The organism is Natronoflexus pectinivorans (assembly GCF_004345615.1).
Taxonomy (GTDB): Bacteria; Bacteroidota; Bacteroidia; order Bacteroidales; family Marinilabiliaceae; genus Natronoflexus; species Natronoflexus pectinivorans.
This window is the reverse complement of sequence record NZ_SLWK01000022.1, coordinates 1-25,327: the sequence shown is the minus strand read 5'-3', so window position 1 is coordinate 25,327 and position 25,327 is coordinate 1. Positions and strand designations below refer to the sequence as shown.

15 protein-coding genes are annotated in these 25,327 nt (G+C 41.4%); 6 read left to right on the top strand and 9 right to left on the bottom strand.

All coding sequences use genetic code 11. From position 1 onward, the window contains the following. Positions 1–142 precede the first annotated feature (142 nt). From EV194_RS16430 to EV194_RS16395, 8 genes are all read right to left on the bottom strand, one after another. Positions 143–1,918 carry an ABC transporter ATP-binding protein gene (locus tag EV194_RS16430; protein ID WP_243699438.1) on the bottom strand — a complete coding sequence of 592 codons (1,776 nt, stop codon included), beginning with the start codon at positions 1,916–1,918 and terminating at the stop codon, positions 143–145. Positions 1,919–1,926: 8 nt separating this feature from the next. Next, positions 1,927–3,675, bottom strand: coding sequence for an ABC transporter ATP-binding protein (locus EV194_RS16425; protein ID WP_132435554.1), 1,749 nt, complete (start codon positions 3,673–3,675; stop codon positions 1,927–1,929). After that, positions 3,665–5,005 carry a glutamate--cysteine ligase gene (locus tag EV194_RS16420; RefSeq protein ID WP_243699437.1) on the bottom strand — a complete coding sequence of 447 codons (1,341 nt, stop codon included), beginning with the start codon at positions 5,003–5,005 and terminating at the stop codon, positions 3,665–3,667. Before EV194_RS16420 ends, EV194_RS16425 begins: the two co-directional genes overlap by 11 nt. Positions 5,006–5,267: 262 nt before the next feature. Beyond that, positions 5,268–6,269 carry a glutamate ligase gene (locus tag EV194_RS16415; RefSeq protein ID WP_132435550.1) on the bottom strand — a complete coding sequence of 334 codons (1,002 nt, stop codon included), beginning with the start codon at positions 6,267–6,269 and terminating at the stop codon, positions 5,268–5,270. Positions 6,270–6,929: 660 nt separating this feature from the next. Next, entirely contained in the window at positions 6,930–8,318 is a 1,389-nt protein-coding gene (xylE, locus tag EV194_RS16410; RefSeq protein WP_132435548.1) for a D-xylose transporter XylE, read from the bottom strand. A gap of 108 nt (positions 8,319–8,426) precedes the next feature. Beyond that, positions 8,427–9,755 (bottom strand): xylose isomerase, encoded by a 1,329-nt coding sequence (gene xylA / locus EV194_RS16405; RefSeq protein ID WP_132435546.1) that lies wholly within the window; start codon positions 9,753–9,755, stop codon positions 8,427–8,429. A gap of 20 nt (positions 9,756–9,775) precedes the next feature. Further along, positions 9,776–11,248: a xylulokinase gene (locus tag EV194_RS16400; protein WP_243699436.1), complete on the bottom strand. Its 1,473-nt coding sequence runs from the start codon at positions 11,246–11,248 to the stop codon at positions 9,776–9,778. Between the two features lie 42 nt (positions 11,249–11,290). Next, positions 11,291–12,298: a GntR family transcriptional regulator gene (locus EV194_RS16395; protein ID WP_132435542.1), complete on the bottom strand. Its 1,008-nt coding sequence runs from the start codon at positions 12,296–12,298 to the stop codon at positions 11,291–11,293. A 297-nt stretch (positions 12,299–12,595) separates the two neighbouring features. Here EV194_RS16395 and EV194_RS16390 point away from each other — a divergent pair, with 297 nt between their 5' ends. Both EV194_RS16390 and EV194_RS16385 read left to right on the top strand, forming a co-directional pair. Then, positions 12,596–14,263 (top strand): DEAD/DEAH box helicase, encoded by a 1,668-nt coding sequence (locus EV194_RS16390; RefSeq protein ID WP_132435540.1) that lies wholly within the window; start codon positions 12,596–12,598, stop codon positions 14,261–14,263. A 263-nt stretch (positions 14,264–14,526) separates the two neighbouring features. Continuing rightward, a complete protein-coding gene (locus tag EV194_RS16385; RefSeq protein ID WP_132435538.1) occupies positions 14,527–15,147 on the top strand; it encodes a trimeric intracellular cation channel family protein in 621 nt (206 codons plus the stop codon). Between the two features lie 109 nt (positions 15,148–15,256). Here EV194_RS16385 and EV194_RS16380 read toward each other — a convergent pair whose 3' ends face one another. Further along, positions 15,257–16,315, bottom strand: coding sequence for an endonuclease/exonuclease/phosphatase family protein (locus EV194_RS16380; protein ID WP_132435536.1), 1,059 nt, complete (start codon positions 16,313–16,315; stop codon positions 15,257–15,259). 375 nt (positions 16,316–16,690) lie between these two features. On the opposite strand from EV194_RS16380, the gene EV194_RS16375 reads away from it, so the two are divergent. The 4 genes from EV194_RS16375 to EV194_RS16360 all read left to right on the top strand — a co-directional run bounded on the left by EV194_RS16375 (position 16,691) and on the right by EV194_RS16360 (position 25,242). Next, complete coding sequence (locus tag EV194_RS16375; RefSeq protein ID WP_132435534.1) at positions 16,691–19,402, top strand: carboxypeptidase-like regulatory domain-containing protein; 2,712 nt, start codon at positions 16,691–16,693, stop codon at positions 19,400–19,402. Positions 19,403–19,453: 51 nt separating this feature from the next. After that, the gene (locus tag EV194_RS16990) at positions 19,454–22,141 is read left to right on the top strand and encodes a DUF5689 domain-containing protein (protein ID WP_165921919.1); all 2,688 of its coding nucleotides are present in this window, start codon (positions 19,454–19,456) and stop codon (positions 22,139–22,141) included. Positions 22,142–22,210: 69 nt separating this feature from the next. Beyond that, the gene (locus EV194_RS16365) at positions 22,211–23,863 is read left to right on the top strand and encodes an endonuclease (protein ID WP_132435532.1); all 1,653 of its coding nucleotides are present in this window, start codon (positions 22,211–22,213) and stop codon (positions 23,861–23,863) included. A 185-nt stretch (positions 23,864–24,048) separates the two neighbouring features. After that, a complete protein-coding gene (locus EV194_RS16360) occupies positions 24,049–25,242 on the top strand; it encodes a saccharopine dehydrogenase family protein (protein WP_132435530.1) in 1,194 nt (397 codons plus the stop codon). Positions 25,243–25,327 lie beyond the last annotated feature (85 nt).

The window sequence follows — 25,327 nt, the reverse complement described above, 5'->3', positions numbered from 1 at the left end:
TGTACGGATTCTTTCATTGCTGTTTGTTCCCATGTTTGTTGTCCAATTAAAAAGTTATTAACAATTTTCTTGTCAACTTATATCATGGAAAGACACGGTTAATGAACCATGAACTCCACAACTATAAACTATAAAAAAAAAACTACTCCCTCCTCTCATCCAACTGATGCAGGAGGCTGGCATATTTTCCACCTTTTCCAAGTAATTCTGTGTGGTTGCCTCTTTCAACAATCTCACCGTTTTCCATCACCAGAATTAAATCCGAGTGACGGATGGTGCTCAACCGGTGTGCAACAGCAATAACGGTTTTTGATGAAAAAATGTTGCCTATGGCTTTCTGTATGTATTGCTCTGTTAATGAATCAACGGCACTGGTGGCTTCGTCGAGTATGATCAACTCACTTTCGGAACACACGGCTCTGGCAAATGAAATAAGTTGGCCTTGTCCCTTCGATAAATTATCACCATTATCCTGAATCACAAAATCATATTTTCCGGGAAGTCTCTCGATGAACGGCGCAGCATAAACAAACTGTGCAGCATTTTCAATTTTATCTGAGGTAACACCTTCCCGTCCGAGACCAATGTTAAAGGAGACTGTATCGTTAAACATGAAAATATCCTGCTGCATTACCGAAATGGTTTCTCTCACTCTGCTTAGGGGAATGTCCCGCAACTCCTGTCCGTTTATGATAATAGAGCCGCGATATCCGCTGTATGCCTTGCTCAACAAACGAATAATGGTCGATTTTCCGGAACCGGTGGTTCCAACAAGTGCAATACGCTCCCCTTTCCTAAGTTTAAAGGAAACATCCTTTAAAACATCGGGAGAGTCCGCTCCATAGCTGAAAAACACATTGCGAAACTCAATTTCTTCAAAATCCAGGGGCTTAGGTTCATGCTCAACCGAAATTGCGCGGGGTTCTTCCTCCTCCTGCTCAAATAGCACATTGATGTGCTCCAGTGCCGACAGTGACCTTTGAATGGTGGTGATTTGCTGTGTGAACTGCCGCACGGGAATAAAAAGTCGGCCAAGTGTAGTTACAAAAACTATAAGCACACCAATGGTAAAATCAAAATTCCAGATTAGTACGGCACCATACCAAATTACCAACGCAGTGGCGATGGACGTAATCCCTTCAACGGTAGAGTATAAAGCCGCATCATATACATTTGACCGATTCTGCGACTGGCAATATTGCTGATTCAACCGGTCGTATTTCTCAAATGTTTCATCTTCGGCGGCATAAAGCTGAATGGTTTTAATCCCATTTAACGATTCTTGCAAATATGCTGCAGATTTAGCCAAACTGGTGCGGGATTCATTAAAGGCCTTGCGTATTTTTCGTCGCAAATAGCGAATGACCATTATAATGAGAGGCACCACAACCAATAAAATCAATGTTAACTGCCAATTGAGAACAAAAAGGTAAGTTAACAACGCCAATGTTTTAATGGTATCGGCAAGAAGTCCCAAAATCCCCGCTGCAAACGACTCTGAAATGGACTCCATATCGCTTGTAAGGCGTGACAAAGTCACGCCGATGGGATTTTTATCGAAATATTTCATTGGAAAACGCAACGCGCGTCCAAATAATTCTCGCCGCATATCAACTATGGCCATATTTCCGGCCTTTGAAAATGCATAACTGTATATACCATCAAACAAATAGTTCACCACCAACACGGCTCCAAGTAATATGGCATATAGCTTTAAACCTTCCGCATCACCGGGTAAAATGTAATCATCCACAATTTTTTCAACCAGCCACAAAAACATGATGCCTGCCGCCGTGGTAACTGGAATTGAGGCAACACTCAATACCACCCACTTTTTATAAGGCTTAAAATAACCGGCAAATTTTCTGATTAATCCCCAGTCACTGGTTTTTAGTATGCGTTTAATCATTCCTGCCATTGCACCTGCTATTCTTTATTATCCTGCAATTCTGACGTTTCACGGTAGTAAGATGATTTCTTCATCAACTCCCTATGTGTTCCTGAAGCGACCATTTCACCATCCTCCAAAACAATTATAAAATCAGCCTTCTCCAATACACTTATTCTGTTGGAAACCACCAGGATGGTTTCGTTGACCCGATTCTCAAAAATGTGCTTAATTAAAAACCGTTCCGTATCGGTATCCACAGCGGAAAATACATCGTCAAGTATCAGCAAATCAGATTTTGTATAAAGCGCTCTGGCCAGGCTGATTCTTTGCTTTTGACCACCCGACAACATTATGCCCTTCTCTCCCACCATTGTACGTTCCTGTCCGGGGAAACGTGCAATTTCATCTGCCAGAGCACTTCTGAAAATAACTTGATTTACCTTTTCATTCTCGGGCATGTTTCCCGAACCAAAAGTGATGTTGTTCTCAATGGTATCGGAGAAAAGAAAGACTTCCTGACTTACCGTTTTTACCACCTTTCGAATGTCCTGTCCCCTTAACAACGCCGCATCATAACCATTGAAAAAAACAGAGTTTTTATTAGGTTTTAAATATCCGTTGAGACAGTTTACCAAAGTGGTTTTGCCACATCCCAGTTTCCCGGTAATTCCAACCACTTGCCCCGGTTTTATATCAAAAGAGATGTTTTTTAAAACCGCTTCATTTCCATTATGATATTGATAAGTTAGATTTCGCACCGAAACACCCTGTTTAAACAGGGTGTTGACTTCACTCTGTTTCAAAGCCGGTTTTTCATCGTCCTCTCCTTTTTCATCCATTATGGTTTGAAGGCTTGATATTCCTACAAAACCCTGCTGGAAAACTGTTAGCACCCATCCCAATCCCATGATTGGGTGAGAGAGCAATGCCGCGTAAGCAATAAATTCCGCCAACTGACCAATGGTAAAAGTGCCATTTATCACGAACATCCCTCCGGCCAACAAAATCACTATTTTCAGAATTTGCTCCAGATTGGCCAGCAATGGAAGTACAAAAGATCGAACACGGGCAATATTCATGGTAAAATCAAAAAGCGAAACATTCTCTTCATCCACTTTCTCCTCTGCCCATTTATGAATGTTGTAGCTTTTTATAACCCCATTTCCCGATAAAAATGACACCGTCTTTCCAGATAATTTCTGTAAAGAATCCATGCGTCGACGGGTATTTTTCACCATCACAGCCATACCAACCCTTACAATGACAAAAACCACCACGAGCGGAAGAACGCAGTACAACGTAAGAGCCGGCGACATATTCCACATTTTATAAGGAGTAACCGACAAGGAAAAAATCACATTCCCCATTTGCATGAGTCCAAATCCGATAATCATGCGAACCCCGTTAATGTCGTTGTTAATCCTGGAAATGATGCTTCCGGATGAGTTTTTGTCAAAATATGGCTTCCCAAAAGATGTCAATTTTCTGAACATCTCTCCTTTCAGCTGTTTTTCAATCAGCCTGCCGGGAATAAAAAAGAGAATCCGCGACATGGTTCTGACAAGGATTAACACCAAAGCCAGCAACAGAATCATTAAAACATAGTTGTAAAACGTACCCTGATTACCATCCCGGCCTTGCCCAATTAAATCGATGCTTTTCTGAATGTATTCGGGTATGGTTACAGAAACACCAATGGTAATTGCCATAAACAAAATACCACCCGTGTACCACCATCTGTATTGATGGGCATATTTTAAAAGAAATCGAAGTTTACTTATCATTGGTGCCGGGACAATCCTTTATAAGTTCAGAAACATCCTGTTTCCATATTGTGTGATATTTCTCCAAAAGTTGTTCAGCCTGGGTAATACCTGAATCAACAATCCTTTTAACCGGATGAAGGTAACAACCTTCATCCTCTATTCCAAGAAGTTTCGCTCTTCGGGAAAGTCCATCGGATGCCATTCGTACCGTTTCACGACTTATTTGCAGCATATTCAAATTGCCTGATTGGGACTTAAGTCCCAATTTGGGCACTTGGTTACGAATCTCTTTTAAGTTCTCCAGATTCCATTGTGAAGCCATGTTCCAGGCTTCATCCAGACTTTGTTCGTCGTACATTAGTCCCACCCAAAGTGCCGAAAGTGCCACAATGTGAGAGATGCAACCGGCATCGGCACCGCGCAGTTCAATGAATCTTTTCAACCGCACATCCGGAAAAACTGTAGAAACATGAGTATCCCAATCTTCCATTGTTGGCTTCAGGTGGTGATCGCCGCTCATAAACTGCCTGAAAGTGATGTTGCCGGAAGGGAGGTATTCTCCATTGCGATAGAAGAAGTACATTGGCACATCCAGTAAGTAATCCACCCAACGTTCAAAACCAAATCCTTCTTCAAATACCAGCGGGAGAAATCCGCAACGGTCGGGGTCGGTATCGTCCCAAACGCGCGCTCTGTAGCTTAAATAACCATTTGGCTTGCCTTCGGTAAATGGCGAATTGGCAAAAATGGCCGTAATAACCGGCTGAAACGCCTGTGCAACACGCATTTTTTTCACCATGTCCTGCTCATTCCCGTAATCCAGATTAACCTGAATACAAGCAGTACGAGTCATCATATCCAAACCGAGAGTTCCCCGGGTAGGCATGTAATTCCGCATGTATTCGTAGCGTTTTTTGGGCATCCATGGCACCTGCTCACGGGTGCTTCGCGGGTCAAATCCGACACAGAGACTGCTAACTCCAAAATCTCTGCAAATATTCTTAAGCATATCGAAGTGAAGACGGGTCTCTCTGTTTGTTTCATGAACAGTTTTAAAGTTGCTGCCGGACAATTCGAATTGTCCGCCCGGTTCGATGGTAATGGAAGCGCCATTTTTCTTAAGGGCGATGATGTTACCCGACTCCGTAACCGGTTCCCAGTCATCGTTTTTTTGCATGTATTGCATGATGGCAGCAATACCGTAAGAGCCATCGTAAGTGGCTCTTATCATCGGGTCTCTCAAAAACAGAAATTGTTCATGTTCCGTACCAATTCCCCATCGACCGGAAGGTTTACTCCCCGCCTCAAAGTAGCGGATTAACTGGTCTTTATTTTCGATTATCTCCACGTTTATGTATCTATTAAAAAAAATGTGTCTGTTTAATTTTGTTCCTAAAAAATTTAGATGTGAAGATATTGAGTTTAAAGACAGATAGAATAGATAAAAAGGTAATTAGAAGAGTATAATACTTATTATATTCTTGTCTATCGGTCTATTAATCTTATATCTAAAAATCTATTAATTCATATAAACAGTCTCTCAAAACATATTAAAAAAGTCTCAGAATATAAAATATCAGTCTGATGGATTAGATTAAGGAGATAAACACTTACTTCCCACTGAGAATACAATCCAGCACATACTTCTCCACGTGCCTGTTTTTTCCTTTGTAGGGATAATTGTGCATACTTAGCATGGCCGGAGCATTCAACTCTACCACAATATAGCTTTTTGCCGAAGGATTACCTTTAATATCATCTATGATGATATCAATTCCTGCCAGTCGCAGTCCCGCAGAGCGGGCTGCATTTACTGCAACTTCCATATAAAATTGCGGCATTTCATCGGTCACGTCAATGCTGTCGCCACCCGTACTGAGATTGGAGTTTTCACGCAAGTAAACTTTTCGTCCCTCTTCCAAAACATCGTTAAGCGTCAAACTTTGCTCAGAAAGATGACGCAACACCTCCCTGTCTGATTTTATTTTTAACAACGGATGGGTGTAATCTTCCCCGCGTCCGCTGTTTTTAACTTCAATCAGCTGCGCAATGGTTGAAACTCCGTCTCCGGTAACATTGGCAGGTTCACGGTAAGCAATGGCACGTACAGCATCATCCACTACCAGAAACCTATATTCACGGCCTGTAAAAAACTCTTCAACAATCACCCTGTCGGAATATCCAAAAGCCAATTCAATGGCCGATTCAGCATCCTCCATGCTTTTAAGATTGGTGCTTACTGCAATACCATGGTCAGTATTGGCAGGTTTTACCACAACCGGAAACTGCAAACCGGATAGGTCGTTTACTGAATAGTCCTTCTTTAAAACAGCGCCTTGAGCACAAGAGATACCTGCACGTTTAAGAAATTGCTTAGTCATCCACTTATCGTTAGATATCCAATAGGCAATCAAGCTGTTGGCATCCGATATGGTTCCTTCATGAATAATGAATTCACGGTTGTTGTAGTTGACTGAAATCAGGTTGTTATGTTCATCGATGATTTCAAATGGCAACTCCCGTTTAATAATCTCAGCAATGATGATTTGGGTAGTGGCTTCAAATTGCTCATATCCTTTTAAAGGAACGAACATATAATTAACATCCTGCATTGTTGATTGTTTTTAAAATCCTGTCAAAAATTCAAATTTAGCAATAATAATACTGAGTTGGAAGTTTAGGGTTTAAAGTTCAAGGTTTGAGGTTTGAGGTTGAGGTAAAGGGGTTAATAGTTTATTGTTGATGGTTCTGAGTATATTGTTGATGGTTTGGTGCATTCTCAGTTTAACTATAAACAACACCCCTTGCACATAAAGGTGCAAGGGGTGTAAAATGTTTATAAAATTGGAATTAATTATTCCATTTCAAAAGTAACAACTGAATATGGGGGTATACCGACCATTAGATTGGCAGTTCAGCTTGATCAAAGTTTATGATTATTTGGTTGCCCTTAATAACCATTTGGTTAATTGTCGCACACCCAACCAGAAAAAATAGATTTCTCGCATCGCTCGCAATGACAAGCTGTTACGTTTTGAGAGATGAAGGGGTTATTACGGCGAAGTCGCCAACACCCCTTTACCCATCTTGACCTCCTGAAAATTTTGTCATTTCGAGCAGAGCGAGAAATCTAAATTGATTCGCCGGTCAGCAGTGAAACAAAACCTAACTTTTAATCTGTGAATTATTGTAATAAACATTCTTTCTCAAAAAAGAACCGGAACTCTTCTTTAAGAATTCCGGTTCCAAACCAAATCTATGAAAAAAAAGGACTATTTTTTCCAAAGGGTTTCCATTTGCTCCAATGTCTTCCCTTTGGTTTCGGGTACAATTTTCCAGACAAATATGGCAGAGATCACACTCATCACTCCATATAAGCCATAAGTAAATGCTTCATTTACACTAATAAGAAACGGGAATGTAGAACTCACCATAAAATTTGCAATCCATTGAGCAGCCACCGCAATAGCAACGGCTTTTCCTCTGATGTTGTTGGGGAAGATTTCAGAAATTAAAACCCAGCAGATAGGTCCCCATGACATCATAAATGATGCACTATAAACAATGATGAAAATCAGGGTGCCAATTCCAATAATCTGATAATAGGACATCAGTCCAATGGCAAACATGCCGATGGCCATACCTATGGAACCTATTATCAAAAGAGGTTTACGACCAAATTTATCTACTGTCATAATAGCCACCACTGTGAACAGAATGTTCACCACTCCCATAACGACAGTCTGCATCATTGAAACATCAGTTGCACTACCAGCCATCGTCTGGAATATCCGTGGTGCATAATAGAGTACTACATTTATGCCAACAAATTGTTGAAACACCGACAAGAGTATACCGATAATTACAACAAGTTTGCCATAAGAGAATATTTTAGCTGCCGAGACTTTAACGGTAGATTTTATCTCCGTCATGATTTCCTGTGCTCTATCCCGACCGTTGATTCGGGTCAGAATAGACATGGCCTTATCATCTTCCCGGTTTAGGGCAAGATAACGAGGCGTTTCAGGTACCAGAAAAAGTAAAGTACCAAAAAGGGCTGCAGGTATGGCTTCTGAAGCAAACATCCATCGCCATCCGATGCTGTTTATCCATTCGAGAGGCTGCCCCTGAGCAATTCCCCAGTTCACAAAATAAACAACCAACATACCAAAGATAATGGCAAATTGATTGAGAGAAACCAAACGTCCTCGGATGTTTGCGGGAGCAATCTCAGCTATGTACATTGGACAAATGGCTGAAGCCAGGCCAACTCCGATACCTCCAAGCACACGGAACATATTAAAAGTGACCAGCAAACCAACAGATGCCTCCCCGAATGGGAACAGAAACATCTCAGGATAAGCGGATCCTATAGCTGATGTAAAGAACAGAAAGGCAGCAAGTTGCAGGGCTCTTTTTCTACCCAAGCGATTTGCGAAAATTCCCGACAAAGCACCACCAATTACACATCCAATTAAAGCGCTTGATGTCGTAATTCCGTGGACAAAATCATTCAATCCGAGGGCATGTGCAAAAAAGACCTGAAGCGAACCTTCTGCTCCTGAAATCACTGCTGTATCGTAACCAAACAACAACCCACCAAGTGTTGCAACCAGGGTTAAACCAACAACATATAACTTATTCTGACCATTATTCTGCATTCTAAAAGATTTAAATCAAGATTTGGGATCTGTTTTAACTAACTCTGAATAAGAATGATAAGGAATCAAATGAAGATAGCCGGACAACTCCGGCTATCTCGTAAAAAATTAGATATAAAGATTGATAAGTTGTTCGTACAACTCTTGCTTTCCACTGATTCTGGCAGGTTCTCCATTTTGAGCTGCAAAATTGCGCAGATCTTCAAGGGTTAATTTACCAGCTTCGAATTCGGCACCTTTGCCGCTATCATAAGAGGCATAACGAGCAGCACGCATCTTTTTGTAATCTGAGTCGCTAAAAACTTTATCAGCAATAACAAGAGAGCGAGCAAAAACATCCATTGCTGATACATGAGCAATAAAGATGTCCTCAAGATCGGTTGAATTACGACGGATTTTTGCATCAAAGTTTACACCACCAGTTTGGAAACCTCCTGCCTCAAGAATAACAAGCATGGCTTCAGCAGTTTCATAAATATTGATCGGGAACTGGTCGGTATCCCATCCGTTTTGGTAATCACCGCGGTTTGCATCGATAGAACCAAGCATACCTGCATCAGCAGCAACCTGCAATTCATGCTGGAATGTATGGCTAGCAAGAGTCGCATGGTTTACTTCGATGTTAACTTTGAAATCTTTCTCTAGACCATACTGACGAAGGAAACCAATAACAGTAGCTGAATCGAAATCATACTGATGCTTGGTTGGCTCCATTGGTTTTGGCTCAATATAGAAGCATCCTTTAAAACCTTGCTTACGAGCATAATCGCGAGCCATAGTAAGGAATCTTCCCATATGTTCGAGTTCACGTTTCATATTGGTATTCAAAAGGCTCATGTAACCTTCACGACCACCCCAGAAAGTATAACCTTCACCACCCAAAGCAATGGTAGCATCAATGGCATTCTTAACCTGTGTTCCGGCGTATGCCAAAGCAGCAAAATCAGGATTGGTTGAAGCTCCGTTCATATATCTAGGATTGCTGAATACGTTGGCAGTTCCCCACAACAGTTTAACGCCTGAAGCAGCCTGCTTGGCTTTGGCATAGTCAACAATTGATTGCATGTTCTTCTCGTACTCAGCAATTGAAGATCCTTCACTTACTAAGTCAATGTCGTGAAAGCAGTAATAAGGTACACCTAATTTGGTAAAAAACTCAAATGCGGCGTCCATTTTATTTTTAGCCTCTTCGATTGCATCACCAGCTCCTAACCAAGGATACTTTTGTGTACCAGGACCAAATGGGTCTCCACCCAATCCGCAGAAGGTATGCCAATATGAAACTGCAAAGCGCAGATGCTCTTTCATGGTTTTACCGCCAACCACTTGGTCTGCGTTATACCATTTAAATGCCAAAGGATTTTTTGATTCTTTTCCTTCGAACTTAATTTCCCCAATTCCGGGAAAATACTCTTTGTTTCCTAAAGTAACGCTCATAGTATAAAATAATTAATCTGTTAGAACTTTAAATTAAATCTCCAATTTTTGTAGGCATCTTCAACCGCATTCATTTCCTTGTTTGGTTGAATGGTTTCAAGACATGTCAAGTTATCAAATGCTTCGGAAGCATTTTTATACAAACCTGCCCCTAAAGCTGCTCCACGTGCAGCACCTAATGCACCGTCGGTGTCATATAGCTCTATTTGTGCTCCCAAGACATTTGCCATGGTTTGGCGGAACAAAGGACTCAAAAACATATTAGCCTTACCTGCACGTACCACTGAAGTTTTAATCCCCATCTCTCCCATGATATCGACTCCGTAACGGAAACTAAAAGCAATACCTTCCTGCGCCGCTCTCAACACATGAGATTGATTGTGAATATTAAAACTCAAACCCTTTAGTTCTGCTCCGGGATTGGCATTTCCCAGAACTCTCTCTGCTCCGTTTCCGAATGGATAAAACAATAATCCATCAGCGCCTGCAGAAACTTTCATAGCTTCATCATTCATAGCAGGATAATCAATACCTCCTGCTACATTCCTTCTTAACCATGAGTTGAGAATCCCAGTTCCATTTATACAGAGTAATACACCCAAACGCTTTTGTTCATCGTTATGATTAACATGCGCAAAAGTGTTAACCCGTGATTGCTCATCTCTGGCAAGACGATCATTTACGCCATAAACAACACCCGATGTACCAGCGGTCGCTGCTACTTCACCCGGCTCAAGCACATTTAAAGAGAATGCGTTATTTGGCTGATCACCTGCGCGATAACTCACTGGAATTCCGGCAGGAATACCTAATTCAGCGGCAATCGTATCTGAAACTTTTGCTTGTTCAGAAAAAACCGGCACGATTTCCGGAATTAAATCAGAGGAAAAGCCATAGTAATCAAACAAATCATTGGCTACACTCTCTTTTTTGAAATCCCACATAATTCCTTCCGACAATCCTGTGACAGTAGTCTGCCTTTCCCCCGTAAGGCGATAGGCGATGTAGTCACCAGGAAGCATAATTTTATCAATGGTGGCGTATAATTCCGGTTCATTTTCTTTTACCCATTTTAGTTTTGAGGCAGTAAAATTACCGGGAGAATTCAGACAACTGTTCAAGCAGTAGTCACTTCCCAACTCCTTGAAAGCCTTATCGCCTATCTCAACAGCACGGCTGTCACACCAGATAATCGAAGGTCTTACAACATCGCCATTCTTATCCAAGGCAACCAATCCATGCATCTGATAAGATATACCTATGGCTTTTATTTCAGCTTTATTAATGGCAGCGTTTTTCAGCACATCAGCAAGGGCATTTTTCATATTTTCCCACCATTGCAATGGCTCCTGTTCTGCCCATCCGGCTTTAACTGCCAGGATTGGCATCTCTTCAGATGGATAAAATGCTGAAGCAACACATTTTCCATTTGTAAGATTCAATAAACTAACTTTCACTGAAGAGCTTCCTACATCAATTCCTAAAGTATACATAATTTTTCAGTCTGTTCTGTTCTGTTTAATATTATTGTTTTTTTACAAGGATTCGCGCACCAATACTCGTGTTGGCACACAATATTGCATCGTTGTATCTCCTGAAACAAACTCAGCAGCCTTTTGTCCCATCAATTTAAAATCAGTGGTAATCACGGTAATGCCTTTATATATAAATTTTTTCATAGGTGTTTCGTTATATGAAATAATTCCGGTATTCACACCTGGCTCGAGTTTTTTCTCCCTACATTGGTCGAGAAATTTTCCCAACATCCGATCGCTAACGCTAAAATAAACGACGCCATCCCTTACTTCAAAGGTTTCGGGATCTCTGGAAACTACATACGGAATGTTATTTTCAATACAATATTTACTAAAATACTCTACCGATTCGTATGGATGATTAGTATAGTCCGGGTAAAGAAAAACAGCTTCCCGATATTTCTTGATTAAGTGCGAAACGCTTTGAAGGCCTTCAAAAACAGACTGCCCAAAATCCTGATACAACATGTTGCTGGTTGGTTTGGAATAGATGTTCCAATCGACAATCAGCAACTTCTCTGATGGTATCATTTCAAGGATTTGATGCATTTCAGGTGCATCAAAAGGCATAACAACGTATTTAGAGTACTTCCCTATACTCTCTTCAATTTGCCGGCGAAAAACATCTATATTGTAGTGATGAAAATGCACATCGGCCATAACATTTGTTGGAAGATTCTTGGTAAAGGAGTCATATAGAACCTCCTTGTATGCCTTAAAAGTATCGAGGAAAAGAAAAACTCTGCGAACCTCACGGGCAACAAAGTAACCTTTGTTAGGCACTGAATCAATAACACCTTGTTCCTTAAGAATAGAATAAGCCTTAAATACCGTATCACGACTCAAACTATACTCCTTACAAATCTGGTTGACCGATGGCAAATGATCACCCACACTGAGTCTGTTCTCAGAAATTGCATGATTAACTGAATCGATCAGTTGCCGGAATTTAGGTACATCTTCTCCGGTATTTAATTGAAACTTAAAGACTTTCTTCTTTTTTGCCATAGTGTTCTGGTCTGGTAGGGTCAAAGATATAGCTTTTAGCAATAACTTGTATCAGATGAAGCATTTTTTTTTCACACACATCATAAAAAAACCTAAAACAAGGTCATTTAACTGGTGATTCATGCAATTAATAATTAAATACTCACTACTTTTGCAGCCTGATTTTCCGGAACTACAGACCACTTTTCCCGGTCATGGTATTCTCAACAGCCGGAAACTTTTATATCAGATGGCGAGACCGGGCTTCAGTCAGACAACGTATAGCTGACTGCTCTATTAATTATTTTCAAATTTCTAATGCAAACATTTATTGAAACGGGATTACGTCCCGAAATTCTTGAATCAGTTGAAAAGCTCGGATTCACTCAGCCAACACCTATTCAATCACAAACCATTCCATTTTTATTGAACTCAGAGCAGGATTTAATTGCCATGGCTCAAACAGGAACAGGAAAAACCGCTGCTTTTGGTTTACCCATTCTTCATAAATTGGACACAGAAATGGTTGGTGTACAATCCATCATTTTATGTCCAACCAGGGAGCTATGTCTTCAAATCACAAATGATTTAAAGTCGTTTACACTGGCCATGAACATTTCCATCGTACCGGTTTACGGTGGAGCACCTATTTATGAGCAGATTTCTGCCATCCGTAAAAAGTGTGATATTGTAGTTGGAACCCCGGGAAGGGTTAATGACTTGGTAAACCGTGGAAAACTCAATTTGTCAAGCATTCGCTTCTTAGTGCTGGATGAAGCCGATGAGATGCTGAAAATGGGTTTTAAAGATGAGATGGATGCCATCCTGGATCAAACCCCCGATTCAAAACAGACCTTGCTTTTTTCGGCAACCATGCCTCCGGATATTAACAGAATGGCCGGAAAACACATGCAAAATCCGCATACCATATCGGTTAGCCGTCAAAACACATCCAATACTGATATCAGTCATGAGTATTGTGTTACATCTCCACCAAACACATACCAAGCTTTAAGGAGAATTGCTGATATCAACCCGGATATATACGGAATTGTTTTTTGCAGAACTCGCCAGGAAACCAAGGATATTGCTGATAAACTAATGGGTGACGGTTACAATGCCGATGCACTTCATGGTGATTTATCACAGGCTCAGAGAGATTACGTCATGGGACGTTTCAGAAACAGGAATCTTCAGATTCTCGTAGCAACTGATGTTGCAGCCAGAGGTTTGGATGTTGATAATCTGACCCACGTCATCCACTATCACTTGCCGGATGATCCTGAGAATTACATACACCGAAGCGGTCGAACTGGTCGTGCCGGAAGAAAAGGAAAATCCATTGCGATTCTTGCTCCTGCCGAAGCCAGACGTTTATCTTTTATGGAAAAACAGGCCGGACACAAATTCATTCACACGCCCATTCCAAGCGGAAAAGAGGTGTTCGAAAAAAGATTGATTAACTTTATGGGAGAAATTTCTCAATCGGAACCGGAAGGTTTTGATGCAGACCAGTATCTGAGGTCTGTTGAAATGATGTTTGAAGGGTTAAGCAAAGAAGAAGTTATTAAAAAACTGATTGCTCATAACTTTAACAGGCTTCACAAAGATTATCAGGGTACTGCTGATTTGAATGTCGACACAGGCAGAAGAGCCAGAACAACTGAGAATAGAGGTCCCAGAAGAGGTGTTGGTGAAAAATTTGCTAAATACTCCATCAACGTTGGATCTAAAAACGATTTGCGTCCTGATGTACTGATCAGCATCATCAACAGACAAACACCTGATAAAAAAATCGCCATTGGCAAGATTGATATTCAGAAAAAAGTTTCGTTCTTTGAGGCCGACAGTCAGCATGAAAAGCACTTGATTAAAGCTTTTAGAAGAGCACGTTACAAAGGGATGAGCCTGATGGTGCAACCTATGGACGTAATGCCTTCAAAAAGAAGCAGTGGAAAACGTAACGGGGGAAAGTGGAAAAACTAAATCCTCGGGTAACCTAAACCTGCTTTATTTATGAATTGTCTTAATGAGATGATCAAATACCAATAAATATGGACAACCGCAAAGAAAATTGATGAAGGGAATAATGAATTATTTTCAAATCAATTTAATTGAGGACGTCCAGATTTAGTAGGTAGTTGAGCATCGTAATAGATAATTTGTGAATAATGCAGGCTAATATTATAACAAAGATAAAGGCGAAATTCTAATGAAGAATTTCGCCTTTTGGTATAACGCAAATTAATATGTTCATATTCACACTCCTTGATTATATTGGAGCCATGGTATTTGCCATGAGTGGCGTACTTACAGCTGCCGAAAAACGACTGGATCTGTTTGGCGCCATGTTTATTGGCGTTGTTACGGCAATTGGTGGAGGAACAACAAGAGATCTTCTGATTGGCGTAACTCCCGTAACGTGGCTCAGTACCTGGCACTACCTGGCTGTTATTATGACAGGGATTGTTGTGGCCATCATTTTCAGGCAAACACTCAATAAATTGCGCCGAACCATGTTTTTATTCGATACAATTGGGATTGGCGTATTCACCATCATCGGGCTGGAAAAAGCTCTGATGATTGGGGTTCACCCTGCTGTAGCAATTTTAATGGGGGTAACATCGGCTGTAGTGGGCGGTGTTATTCGCGACACCCTGACCAATGAAGTTCCATTGATCTTTAAAAAAGAGATTTATGCCACGGCATGTATTGCCGGAGCATTAGTTTATCTGGCTCTGAGATGGTTGGGACTGGAGGCAGGAATTAACCAACTATTAACCGTCGGAGTTATTATTACCATTAGATTGCTCTCTATCCGCTACAACTGGTCAATGCCAGTTCTAACCATTGATTCTGACCAAAAATAGTGTCAAGTCAAATTTGAAGTTTCTCCTTCGCTCACCCCTGACTCCCAAGCGGGAACCGCCAAACGCACCAGGTTAACCCGAAACTTAACGGTCGACATGACACTAGCACTTAATGCAGTGTTCTTACCAAAACAATGTAAACAGGGAAGTGGTCGCTGTATCCTCCCATGTATTGATTCCCCACATAAGATCGAAACGGATACCCCCTAAACCGTCCTTCATCTCTGGTTAAAAAAGATTCGTTGAACACTCTTACGGAATGGTACCTGTATCCTTCCTGATCCCTGTTAAGAAAACTCTGAGTTAATAAAATCTGATCAAACAGGTTCCACTGTCCCCTATATGCAAGCGTACCAACTCCCCTGCGATGCAGCGGCTCAAAAGGATTGTAAAGTTGTCCTTCTTCCAGTCTTCGTTGATTTCCATGAGCGTTTAAGTGAACCTTTATACTTTCATTGATGGGATCGTCATTAAAATCTCCCATAACAATAACCTTTGCATCAGGATCATCATCGAGAATTTCATCTACCAATGCTCTTGACAGTTGAGCCGCTGCTACGCGCAATGGCCTACTTCTTTCTTCTCCTCCCCAACGGGAGGGATAATGATTCACAATAAAATGCATGGGTTCACCATCAAAAACTCCTGAAACCAAAAGTTGATCCCGGGTGTAAAGTCGACTTCCATCTTCCCGGTAATATTCCAGTGGTACCGATCTGGAACTGGTCACCCTGAAATAACGTGGCTGATAAAGCAATGCAACATCCATCCCTCGACGATCGGGTCCGTAATGATGTACTATTTGGTAATTAAGGTGGCGTATCCGTTCGTTTTGAACCAAATCTTCAAGAACTGCTCTGTTCTCCAACTCACACAACCCTATAATTGCTGGACCCGGAATGTTTTCATGAGAACCCAGCTTAGAAATGACTTCAGCCAATCGATCGATTTTTTCCCAATACTTTGGAGAATTCCATCTTTTTACTCCTTCGGGAGTAAAATCATCATCTCTGATGTTGGGATCGTTTATTGTATCGTAAAGGTTTTCCAGATTGTAAAACGCAATAACCCCGGCACGCGTTTGCTGAGCATAACTGAATTGTGTTGCACCAAACAGCAACATCAATGCTACTACAACAAAAAAACAACGATTCTTCGGTAAAATCATATTCCTAATTTTTCTTATATTTGAATTTAATCCTTACTTCCAATTATAGTGCCAACTATATCCATCATCCATCTCAAAGATATTAAAATAATTATCAGGCAAAAGTGATAAAAATCACCATCTTTTTACTGTTTTTTTTGAACATTGCAATCAATTAATTGAAAACAATTTCCCAATTTTAATCTTAAATAAACTAACCCAGTCAAATATATTATTTATTTTCCGCAATGGAATCGAACCATCTCAACAGGGGTAATGTGTTGACAAATATTTAACATCAACAACTTTAAAAACACAAAAAAAAGGAACAGTTTTGTCTCAGGTTTGTTTTGCTAAAATCGTTCATATAATACCATAAATCAAGTAATACTTTTCATGAATAAATTTACATTTACATTAATAGCTTTTCTTCTGGCTGGCTTTTTGGTAAAAGCACAGGAAACCGGCATAAGCGGAAGAGTTATCGACACCTTTACAGGCAGAGGAATCCCTGATGTTTCAATACAGTCTGAGGGCCTCAATGTTGGGACATCAACACTCGAAGATGGATCTTTTTCGCTTCAACTAGCAGGTGGAGAAGAGTTCCGAATCACTTTCTCACACCCGGATTACGAAGAGTTTATCCGTGTAATCAGGACTGTACCCGGGCGGATGCAGAATCTGGGAGACATTCATATGATGGAAGCCACCACAGATTTTGGAGACATTCCTACCATGGATTTTTTCGACGTTGATGAAGATGGAGATATGGCATCTCAAAACATCATTGGCTTGCTAAGTGCTTCGCAGGATTTGTATCTTTCGCAATCGGCATTTAAATTTGGAGCCACTCGATTTGCCGTGAGAGGATTTGATCATGAGTATACCCGCACTTACATCAACGGGGTTAACTTTAACGACCAGATTCGTGGCAGATTTAATTTTGGAATGGTGGGAGGACTTAACGATGCTGTAAGAAACCGGGACGTGACCATGGGAATTACCAATTCCCGATATGGATTTGGGGATTTGGGCGGACTCAACCACATCAACACACGTTCAACCTCATATCATCCAGGAGGCAGAGTTACCGCATCCTACACAAACAGAAACTATACGCTTCGGGGCATGGGTATTTACTCTACCGGACTGATGGAAAACAATGTTGCCATTACAACTTCAATCGGATACCGTTGGGCAGGAGAAGGTTATGTTGAAGGTACTTTTTACAATAGCTTTGGCTATTTCCTCTCTGTGGAAAAACTGTTGGGAACAAACAATGAGCACTCTCTCTCTTTCACTACATTTGGTGCACCTACTCAGAGAGGCATGCAGGGGCCTTCCTTTGATGAGGTTTATGACTTGTTGGACAACACCTATTATAATCCCAACTGGGGATATCAGAACGGAGAAAAAAGAAACGCCAGGGTTGCAACGTCGTATGATCCTGCTGTGATTTTATCGCACGTTTGGACCATTAACAGAAACACAGAACTGATGTCGGGAATTGGTTTAAGATATAACCAATACGGAACCACCGCTCTCAACTGGTATAACGCGGCCGATCCACGACCGGACTACTACCGATATCTTCCAAGCTATCAGAACATGCCTGAAATTCAGGAATTATACCGACAACAATGGAGAAGAGACGTCTCTGTTCGCCAGGTGAATTGGGATAGGCTTTACGACGTAAACCGCGATCGTGATCGCGGTTTGTACATGGTGGAAGAGCGTCACAACGATTTAATGGAGATGACCTTCAATTCTCATTTCAGAACCCGGGTAAACGATGTTCAAACCATCAACATAGGCATTGAGGCAAAAAAATCAAAAGGAATGTCTTACAAAACTGTAAACGACCTTTTAGGTGCTCAGTATTGGCTGGATGTGGATCAGTTTGCCGAAAGAGATTTTCAGGGTGATCCGCAACGTATTCAAAACGACATGAACAATCCAAACCGACAAGTTCGGGAAGGAGATGTATTTGGTTACGATTACGATATGCACGTAAACAGTGCATCCATTTGGTTTCAAAATGAGTTTGAATTTCCACGAGCCGAACTTTTCTATGCAGCACAACTCTCATATACCGGTTTTTACAGAGATGGAAACATGAGAAACGGTAGAGCACCGGAGAATTCATATGGCAAAGGAGAAGTGCATAATTTTATTGATCAAGGGTTTAAAGCCGGTGGTAATTACAAAATTACAGGGCGACACATGGTTGCAGCCAATGCCATTTACCAAACAAAAGCTCCTCTCCCATTTAATTCGTACCTATCGGCAAGAACCAAAGACAATGCCATACCTGAGTTGTCAAGCGAGCGCATTGCAGGAATAGATGCCAGCTATATTGTTGCCATGCCGGCTGTATCGGGACGTATTTCTGTGTTTCAAACCAATTTTTATGATCAAAGTGAACTGAACAGCTTTTACCACGATGCCTATCGCACCTTTGTAAATTATGTGATGACAGGTGTCAGGAAAGTTCACAGAGGAGTGGAATTGGGTGCCTCAATCAAACTGACTCCCAATCTGGATGCCAGGGTTCTTGGAACCATTGCTGAGTATAGGTACCAAAACAGGCCAACAGGTTATATCACTTATGAAAATGCCAGTCAGCCAGACCAAACAGAAACTGTTTACCTTAAAAACTTTTTTGTGGGTGGAACCCCACAAACAGCGGGCTCAATTGGATTGAACTATTCACACCCCAGCTTTACTTTTGTGGAGGTCAGCTACAACTATTTCGACCGAAACTACATTCAACTGACTCCCATCAGGAGAACCGAGGCTGTAACACAATTTCCTGCCTACTCTCAGGAAGAGCGATCAGCCAGAGTCAATGAAATTGTAGCCCAGGAAAAATTTGATGCTGGCGGCACGTTGGATGCCTCTATCGGAAGATCTTTCCGTTTGGATGGAGGATATTTTTTGAGCATCAATTTTAATGTGAATAATATTCTAAATAAGACCGACCTCAAAACCGGTGGTTTTGAGCAGGGACGATTCGATTTTAACGACTATTCAATTGATGCGTTTCCCGGAAAATATTACTACTCCTTTGGACGTAACTTCTTTTTAAATGTAGGCTTAAGATTTTAACAACATAGATTTTTGACGATGAAAACATATTCAAGACATAATCTCACACATATGAAATCACTCATTCAGCTATCAACTCTGTTTATAATCATCCTGATACTTTTCAGTGGATGCCGGGATGAGAATTTTGACACACCACCCCATGACAGACCTCAATATCAGGGAGAGTCAAACATATCCATCCAGGAGTTTAAGGCAAAATATAGTGGACAACTGGAAGAGGTAACCGGAAATGAGGTTATTTCAGGGGTTGTAACAGCCAATGATGTTTCCGGAAATTTATACAAACAAATTTTCATAGAGGACGAAACCGGAGGTTTATTGGTGGCCATTGACCGCAACAATATTTACAACGACTTAAGAGTTGGACAAAACGTCTATATCGAAGCGTCCGGATTGTATATGGGACAGTATGGCGGAATGCAGCAATTGGGATACAGGTTTTCCAGAGATAACGACGGAAACTATTCCATTGGACAAATTCCTTGGGAATTGTCCAGACAACATCTGTTTAAGGATGACTACCCCGATCCGGAAGCCGTTGTCCCCATGTCACTGACCCCAAACAACATCAGGACTGAATACTATGGAAGACTTGTAAGGTTGGATGGCGTCTATTTTGATGATGCCGGGCAAAGATATTCGTTCCCAACACAGGAAGGAAACATTCAAACACTGAACAGAATTATCCGATTCTCGTCCAATTCTTCACAAACTGTGACGGCCAGAATGAGCAGCGCTGCCAACTTTGCCGGAGATACCATTCCCTCTGGAATCGGCAGCGTAACCGGAATATTGACTGTGTTTAACAACACAGTTCAGTTGATGGTAAGAGACATCCATGATGTTAATTTTGAAGAAAATCCCGATGGTTGGGGACTTGAAGGTTCTCCCTGGTCGGTAAATTATGCAATTGATAACCAAGACAACAACAAAACAGGTTGGGTAAAAGGGTACATTGTCGGAACACTTCAACCCGGTATAAACGATGAAAATCCTGTAACCAGTAATGATGACATTGCGTTTGAACCTGATCCTGATCTCGAAATGTTTATTACACAGAATTATATTGTTATCGCTCAATCGCCTGAAGAAAGAGACTGGGAGAACTTGCTGGTGGTAAATCTACCACAAGGTTCATCCATGCGTTCAGTTCTGAACCTGAGAGACAATGAAGGTAATTTAGGTCGTGAAGTCCAGGTAAGGGGTTCGCTGCAAAATATTTTAGGTGCTGCCGGAGTTCAAGTAGCCACCGGATCTGATGCCGACTATAAATTTGGCTCCACCGGCGAAGAGATTCTGTACGTACCATTCAGTACTACTTTGAGTCCGTTCACCACCTATAGCGTGACTGGTGCACAGGAGTGGGAGGCAAACAGCCAATACAATTACGCCATCATGAGTGGTTATGTAAATGCTACGCAAACCCGCTACGAAAACGAAGATTGGTTAATCTCTCCTGCTATTGATCTCACAGAATATCATGCCGCACATGTTACTTTTGAACATGTAAGCAGATATGGCGACAACAACAGCGATCACACATTATGGATTAGTGACGATTACACAGGTGGGGATCCAAATTCAGCCAGCTGGACACAAATCATCATCCAGAATTATTCATCGGGTGGTTCATGGTACGATTGGGCAAACAGCGGACGATTAAATATTCCGTCAGAATTCACCGGCAAGGATGGAATTCACATTGCGTTCAAATACCTCTCAACAACATCTAGAGCAGGAACCTGGCAAATCAATGAGTTCTATGTGATCAGCGGAGAGGGAAGTGAAGGACAAGATCCAGGGAACGGAGATGGTAATTTTGATGATCCTCTTTCCATAGCAGAAGCATTGGTAAATCAAAATCTCAACCTTTTCACATGGGTAGAAGGTTACATAGTGGGAGTAGTTAATCAGGTGTCAACGGTTAACTCCAGTAATGATGTTACATTCAATGCGCCTTTCCCAAGTTTCACCAATGTATTATTGGCCGACGATCCAAATGAAACGGACTACAACAACTGCATTGCCGTGAATTTACCGGCAGGTACAGATCTGCGTTCACAGGTGAATTTGGCAGACAATCCGGAAAACAAAGGCAAGAAATTGAAAGTGTACGGCAATCTGCGTAATTATTTTGGTATAGCAGGCTTAAGAGACATTGAGAGCGACGACCCGTTTGTTTTAAGTGGTGAAGGTTCTGATCCGGGCGACCCCGGTGATCCAGGTGATCCGGGCGATCCGGGCGATCCGGGCGATCCTACAGGTGATGTAATCTTCCTTGAAACTTTTGGAGATGGAGATTATCCTTTTGGAGAACGTCCTAAAATCAATGATTTTGATGATTTTGACAATCAGGACGTCACTTTCTCAGACAGTTGGGAGCGTGCTGATATCAGATCCACAGCATCAATGAATGCACACGTTTGGTTGCCTGTTGGTGATAGTGAATTGGTTATTGAAGGAATTGACATTTCAGGATTTACCAATGTGCAGTTACATTATGATTTTACAGGAAACAATTCAACCAATGCCAACAGTTTAATTGTAAAGATAAATGACACTGAAGTAACTGTTCCTTCCGTCAATATATCCAGCAACACGTACAGCACCATTACCATTTCTGAAACCATCACAGCTGAAAGTCCTTTGAAAATTGAGTTCATTGGAGAAGAAGGCAAGAATTTAGTGGGATTCAGACTTGATAACATCAAATTGACCGGCGAAATAGAAGAATAACCTTTTCAAAAAAATAAAGTATAAAAACAGAGGTTTATCTCATAAACCTCTGTTTTAAATTAATCATATATGGTAAGATTTCTAAGACTTCAATTCACCATTTTCTTTTTACTGACAGTATCCATACTGCTCTCTCAAAACCCGCATGGATATTATAACAATGCAGTTGGTAAGAAAGAAGCCGAATTAAAATCAGCGTTATACGAAATCATTAAATACCACACCAACTTAAGTTACAGTGCTCTGTGGGTGATTTTTAGACAGACTGATGAACGCGAAGACGGAACTGTATGGGACATGTACTCCCCTGTTATCAGAACTCTGAACACAACCAGAGGTTTGAACAGGGAACACTCATTTCCGGTAAGTTGGTGGGATGGCACTAGGGATGAATCCTTGGCAGCCTATACCGATATCAATCATATATTTCCCTCCGATGCAGAGGCCAATATGGCAAAATCAAACCATCCACTTGGTGTGGTTGGCTCCAATCCCACCTATTACAATGGCATGACAAAAGTGGGGCAAAACATCTTCCCCGGGTACACAGGGCTGGTATTTGAGCCGGATGACGAATATAAAGGTGACTTTGCAAGAGCTTATTTATATATGGCCACACGCTATCAGGATTATGTCAACCGCTGGAGAAATTTCACCATGCTTCAGACCAACACTTACCCTGTTTATCAGCAGTGGGCCATTAATCTGTTACTGCAATGGCACAGGGAAGACCCGGTGAGTGTAAAAGAGATTGAGAGAAATGAAGAGGTATTCCGTATACAGGGAAACCGAAATCCATTCATTGATTTTCCGGAACTTGCAGAACACATTTGGGGCAACAAAAAAAGTGAAGAGTGGATTATAGATATTAGTGATTATCAGTCGGTTTTAATCACCCCAACCAACAATACCGAAGTAGCATTTGGAACAGTGGTAAAAGGACAAACCGCTACCCGTTCGCTCTTTTTCAGGGGGAACAACCTTTCTGAGTCACTCTCTCTGTTCCTGTATGGTGCCAATTCAGCATATTTCTCCATAAGCATAAACGAAATATCATCCGCACTTGCTAACCGGCCGGAAGGCTATGAACTCCAGATAACATACTCCCCAATCCAAGCCACAGGATTGCATTCTGCCACCATCCTTGTTTCTGATGGAGGTATGAATGGTAGCGTCACAGTTAACATTCATGGTCAAAGTGTTGCCGAAGATGAGATTGTACCACCAACCGCTCTGCCGGCTACTGATGTTACGGCGACAAGTTTCCAGGCCAATTGGCAAGCTATGGAGGATACCGATTTTTATATACTTCACGTGTATGAGCACGACAATGGAGAAGCAGAACTTCTGTTTTCGCAGGATGATATTTTTGACAACTTCTACGAAGTTGTCAACCTCAACCCTGAAAAACAGTATTCGTACAATGTATCACGTGAAGTAAGCGGAATTCGTACCGAATCATCAAATACCATACACGTATCAGAAGGAACAAACATCAATGAAGAGACCAGTGAGTTTTTAGTCCACACCCATCAGAAAAACATCTACATTCACAAATCAATGGGAAATCCTGTAAACGCAAGGGTTTATAATCTATCCGGGCACTTAATCACTCAAAAAACACTTACAAACAGTGTATCCAAAATCTCTGTAAACGCCAGCGGTGTTTACTTTTTGCATATTGACGGGTACGATGTAAAAAAAGTAATGATAAACAACTAGCATCGATTAAATATTAGATAAAAGAGCCCTGAAACGAGGGCTCTTTTCGTCCACTACTAACAGATGGTTTTTATATTTCACCTGAATTTCGTATCTTGAAAAGGCAAATATACTATTGTTTAAATCACAATATTTTTTATTCCTTTGCAAAAAGTTGAATTAACCGGAAAAACAGAATATTAAAAATGAGTAAAGTTCTTGTAATTGGCGCCGGAGGCGTTGGAACCGTGGTGGTTCATAAAATGGCAGGTTTACCCGATGTGTTTTCAGAAATCATGTTGGCCAGCCGTACCAAAAGCAAATGTGATGACATAGCCGCTCAAATTGGCGGAAATCGCGTTAAAACAGCACAGGTTGATGCTGACAATGTGCCGGAACTGGTGGAGCTCATCAACAGTTTTAAACCTGATTTGGTGGTAAACGTTGCACTTCCCTATCAGGATCTCACCATTATGGATGCATGTCTGGAAACCGGTGTTTCCTACCTGGATACCGCCAACTACGAACCAAAAGACGAAGCCAAGTTTGAGTACAAATGGCAATGGGCTTATCAGGAAAAATTCAAAAATGCCGGACTGACAGCCATTTTGGGATGCGGTTTCGATCCCGGTGTTACCAGCGTTTTTACCGCCTATGCAGCAAAGCACCACTTCGACGAGATTCATTATCTTGACATTGTGGATTGCAATGCCGGTGATCACGGAAAAGCTTTTGCCACCAACTTCAATCCGGAAATCAATATCCGGGAGGTGACACAAAAAGGGAAATATTGGGAAAACGGCCAGTGGGTTTACACAGAGCCACATGAGATACACAAACCGCTTAATTACCCAGAGATTGGACCAAAGGAGTCGTACCTCATCTATCATGAAGAGTTGGAATCGTTGGTAAAAAACTTCCCAACCCTTAAACGGGCACGTTTCTGGATGACCTTTGGCCAGGAATACCTCACCCATTTGCGGGTGATTCAGAACATTGGAATGGCAGGCATTGAGCCGGTGATGTATAACGGAGTTGGAATCGTTCCCATACAGTTTTTGAAGGCAGTTCTTCCAAATCCGGGTGATTTAGGTGAGAACTACAAAGGATGGACCTCCATCGGATGCCGCATACGGGGTATTAAGGATGGAAAAGAGAAGACCTATTACGTTTACAACAATTGCAGCCACGAGATGGCATACAAAGAGACCGGAACACAGGCTGTGAGCTACACAACCGGTGTGCCATGTATGATTGGTGCCATGATGTACCTCCAGGGCATCTGGAAACAACCGGGAGTATTAAACGTTGAGGAGTTTAACCCCGATCCGTTTATGGAACAGCTCAACATCCATGGTTTACCATGGGTTGAAAAACACGATGTGGATTTGGAGTTATAAAAAGAAGTGCAAAGTATATTGAATGTAAGGAGAACTTCGTTGAGAAGTTCTCCTTTTTTAATTCTGATTAAACAGTTGGGATTAT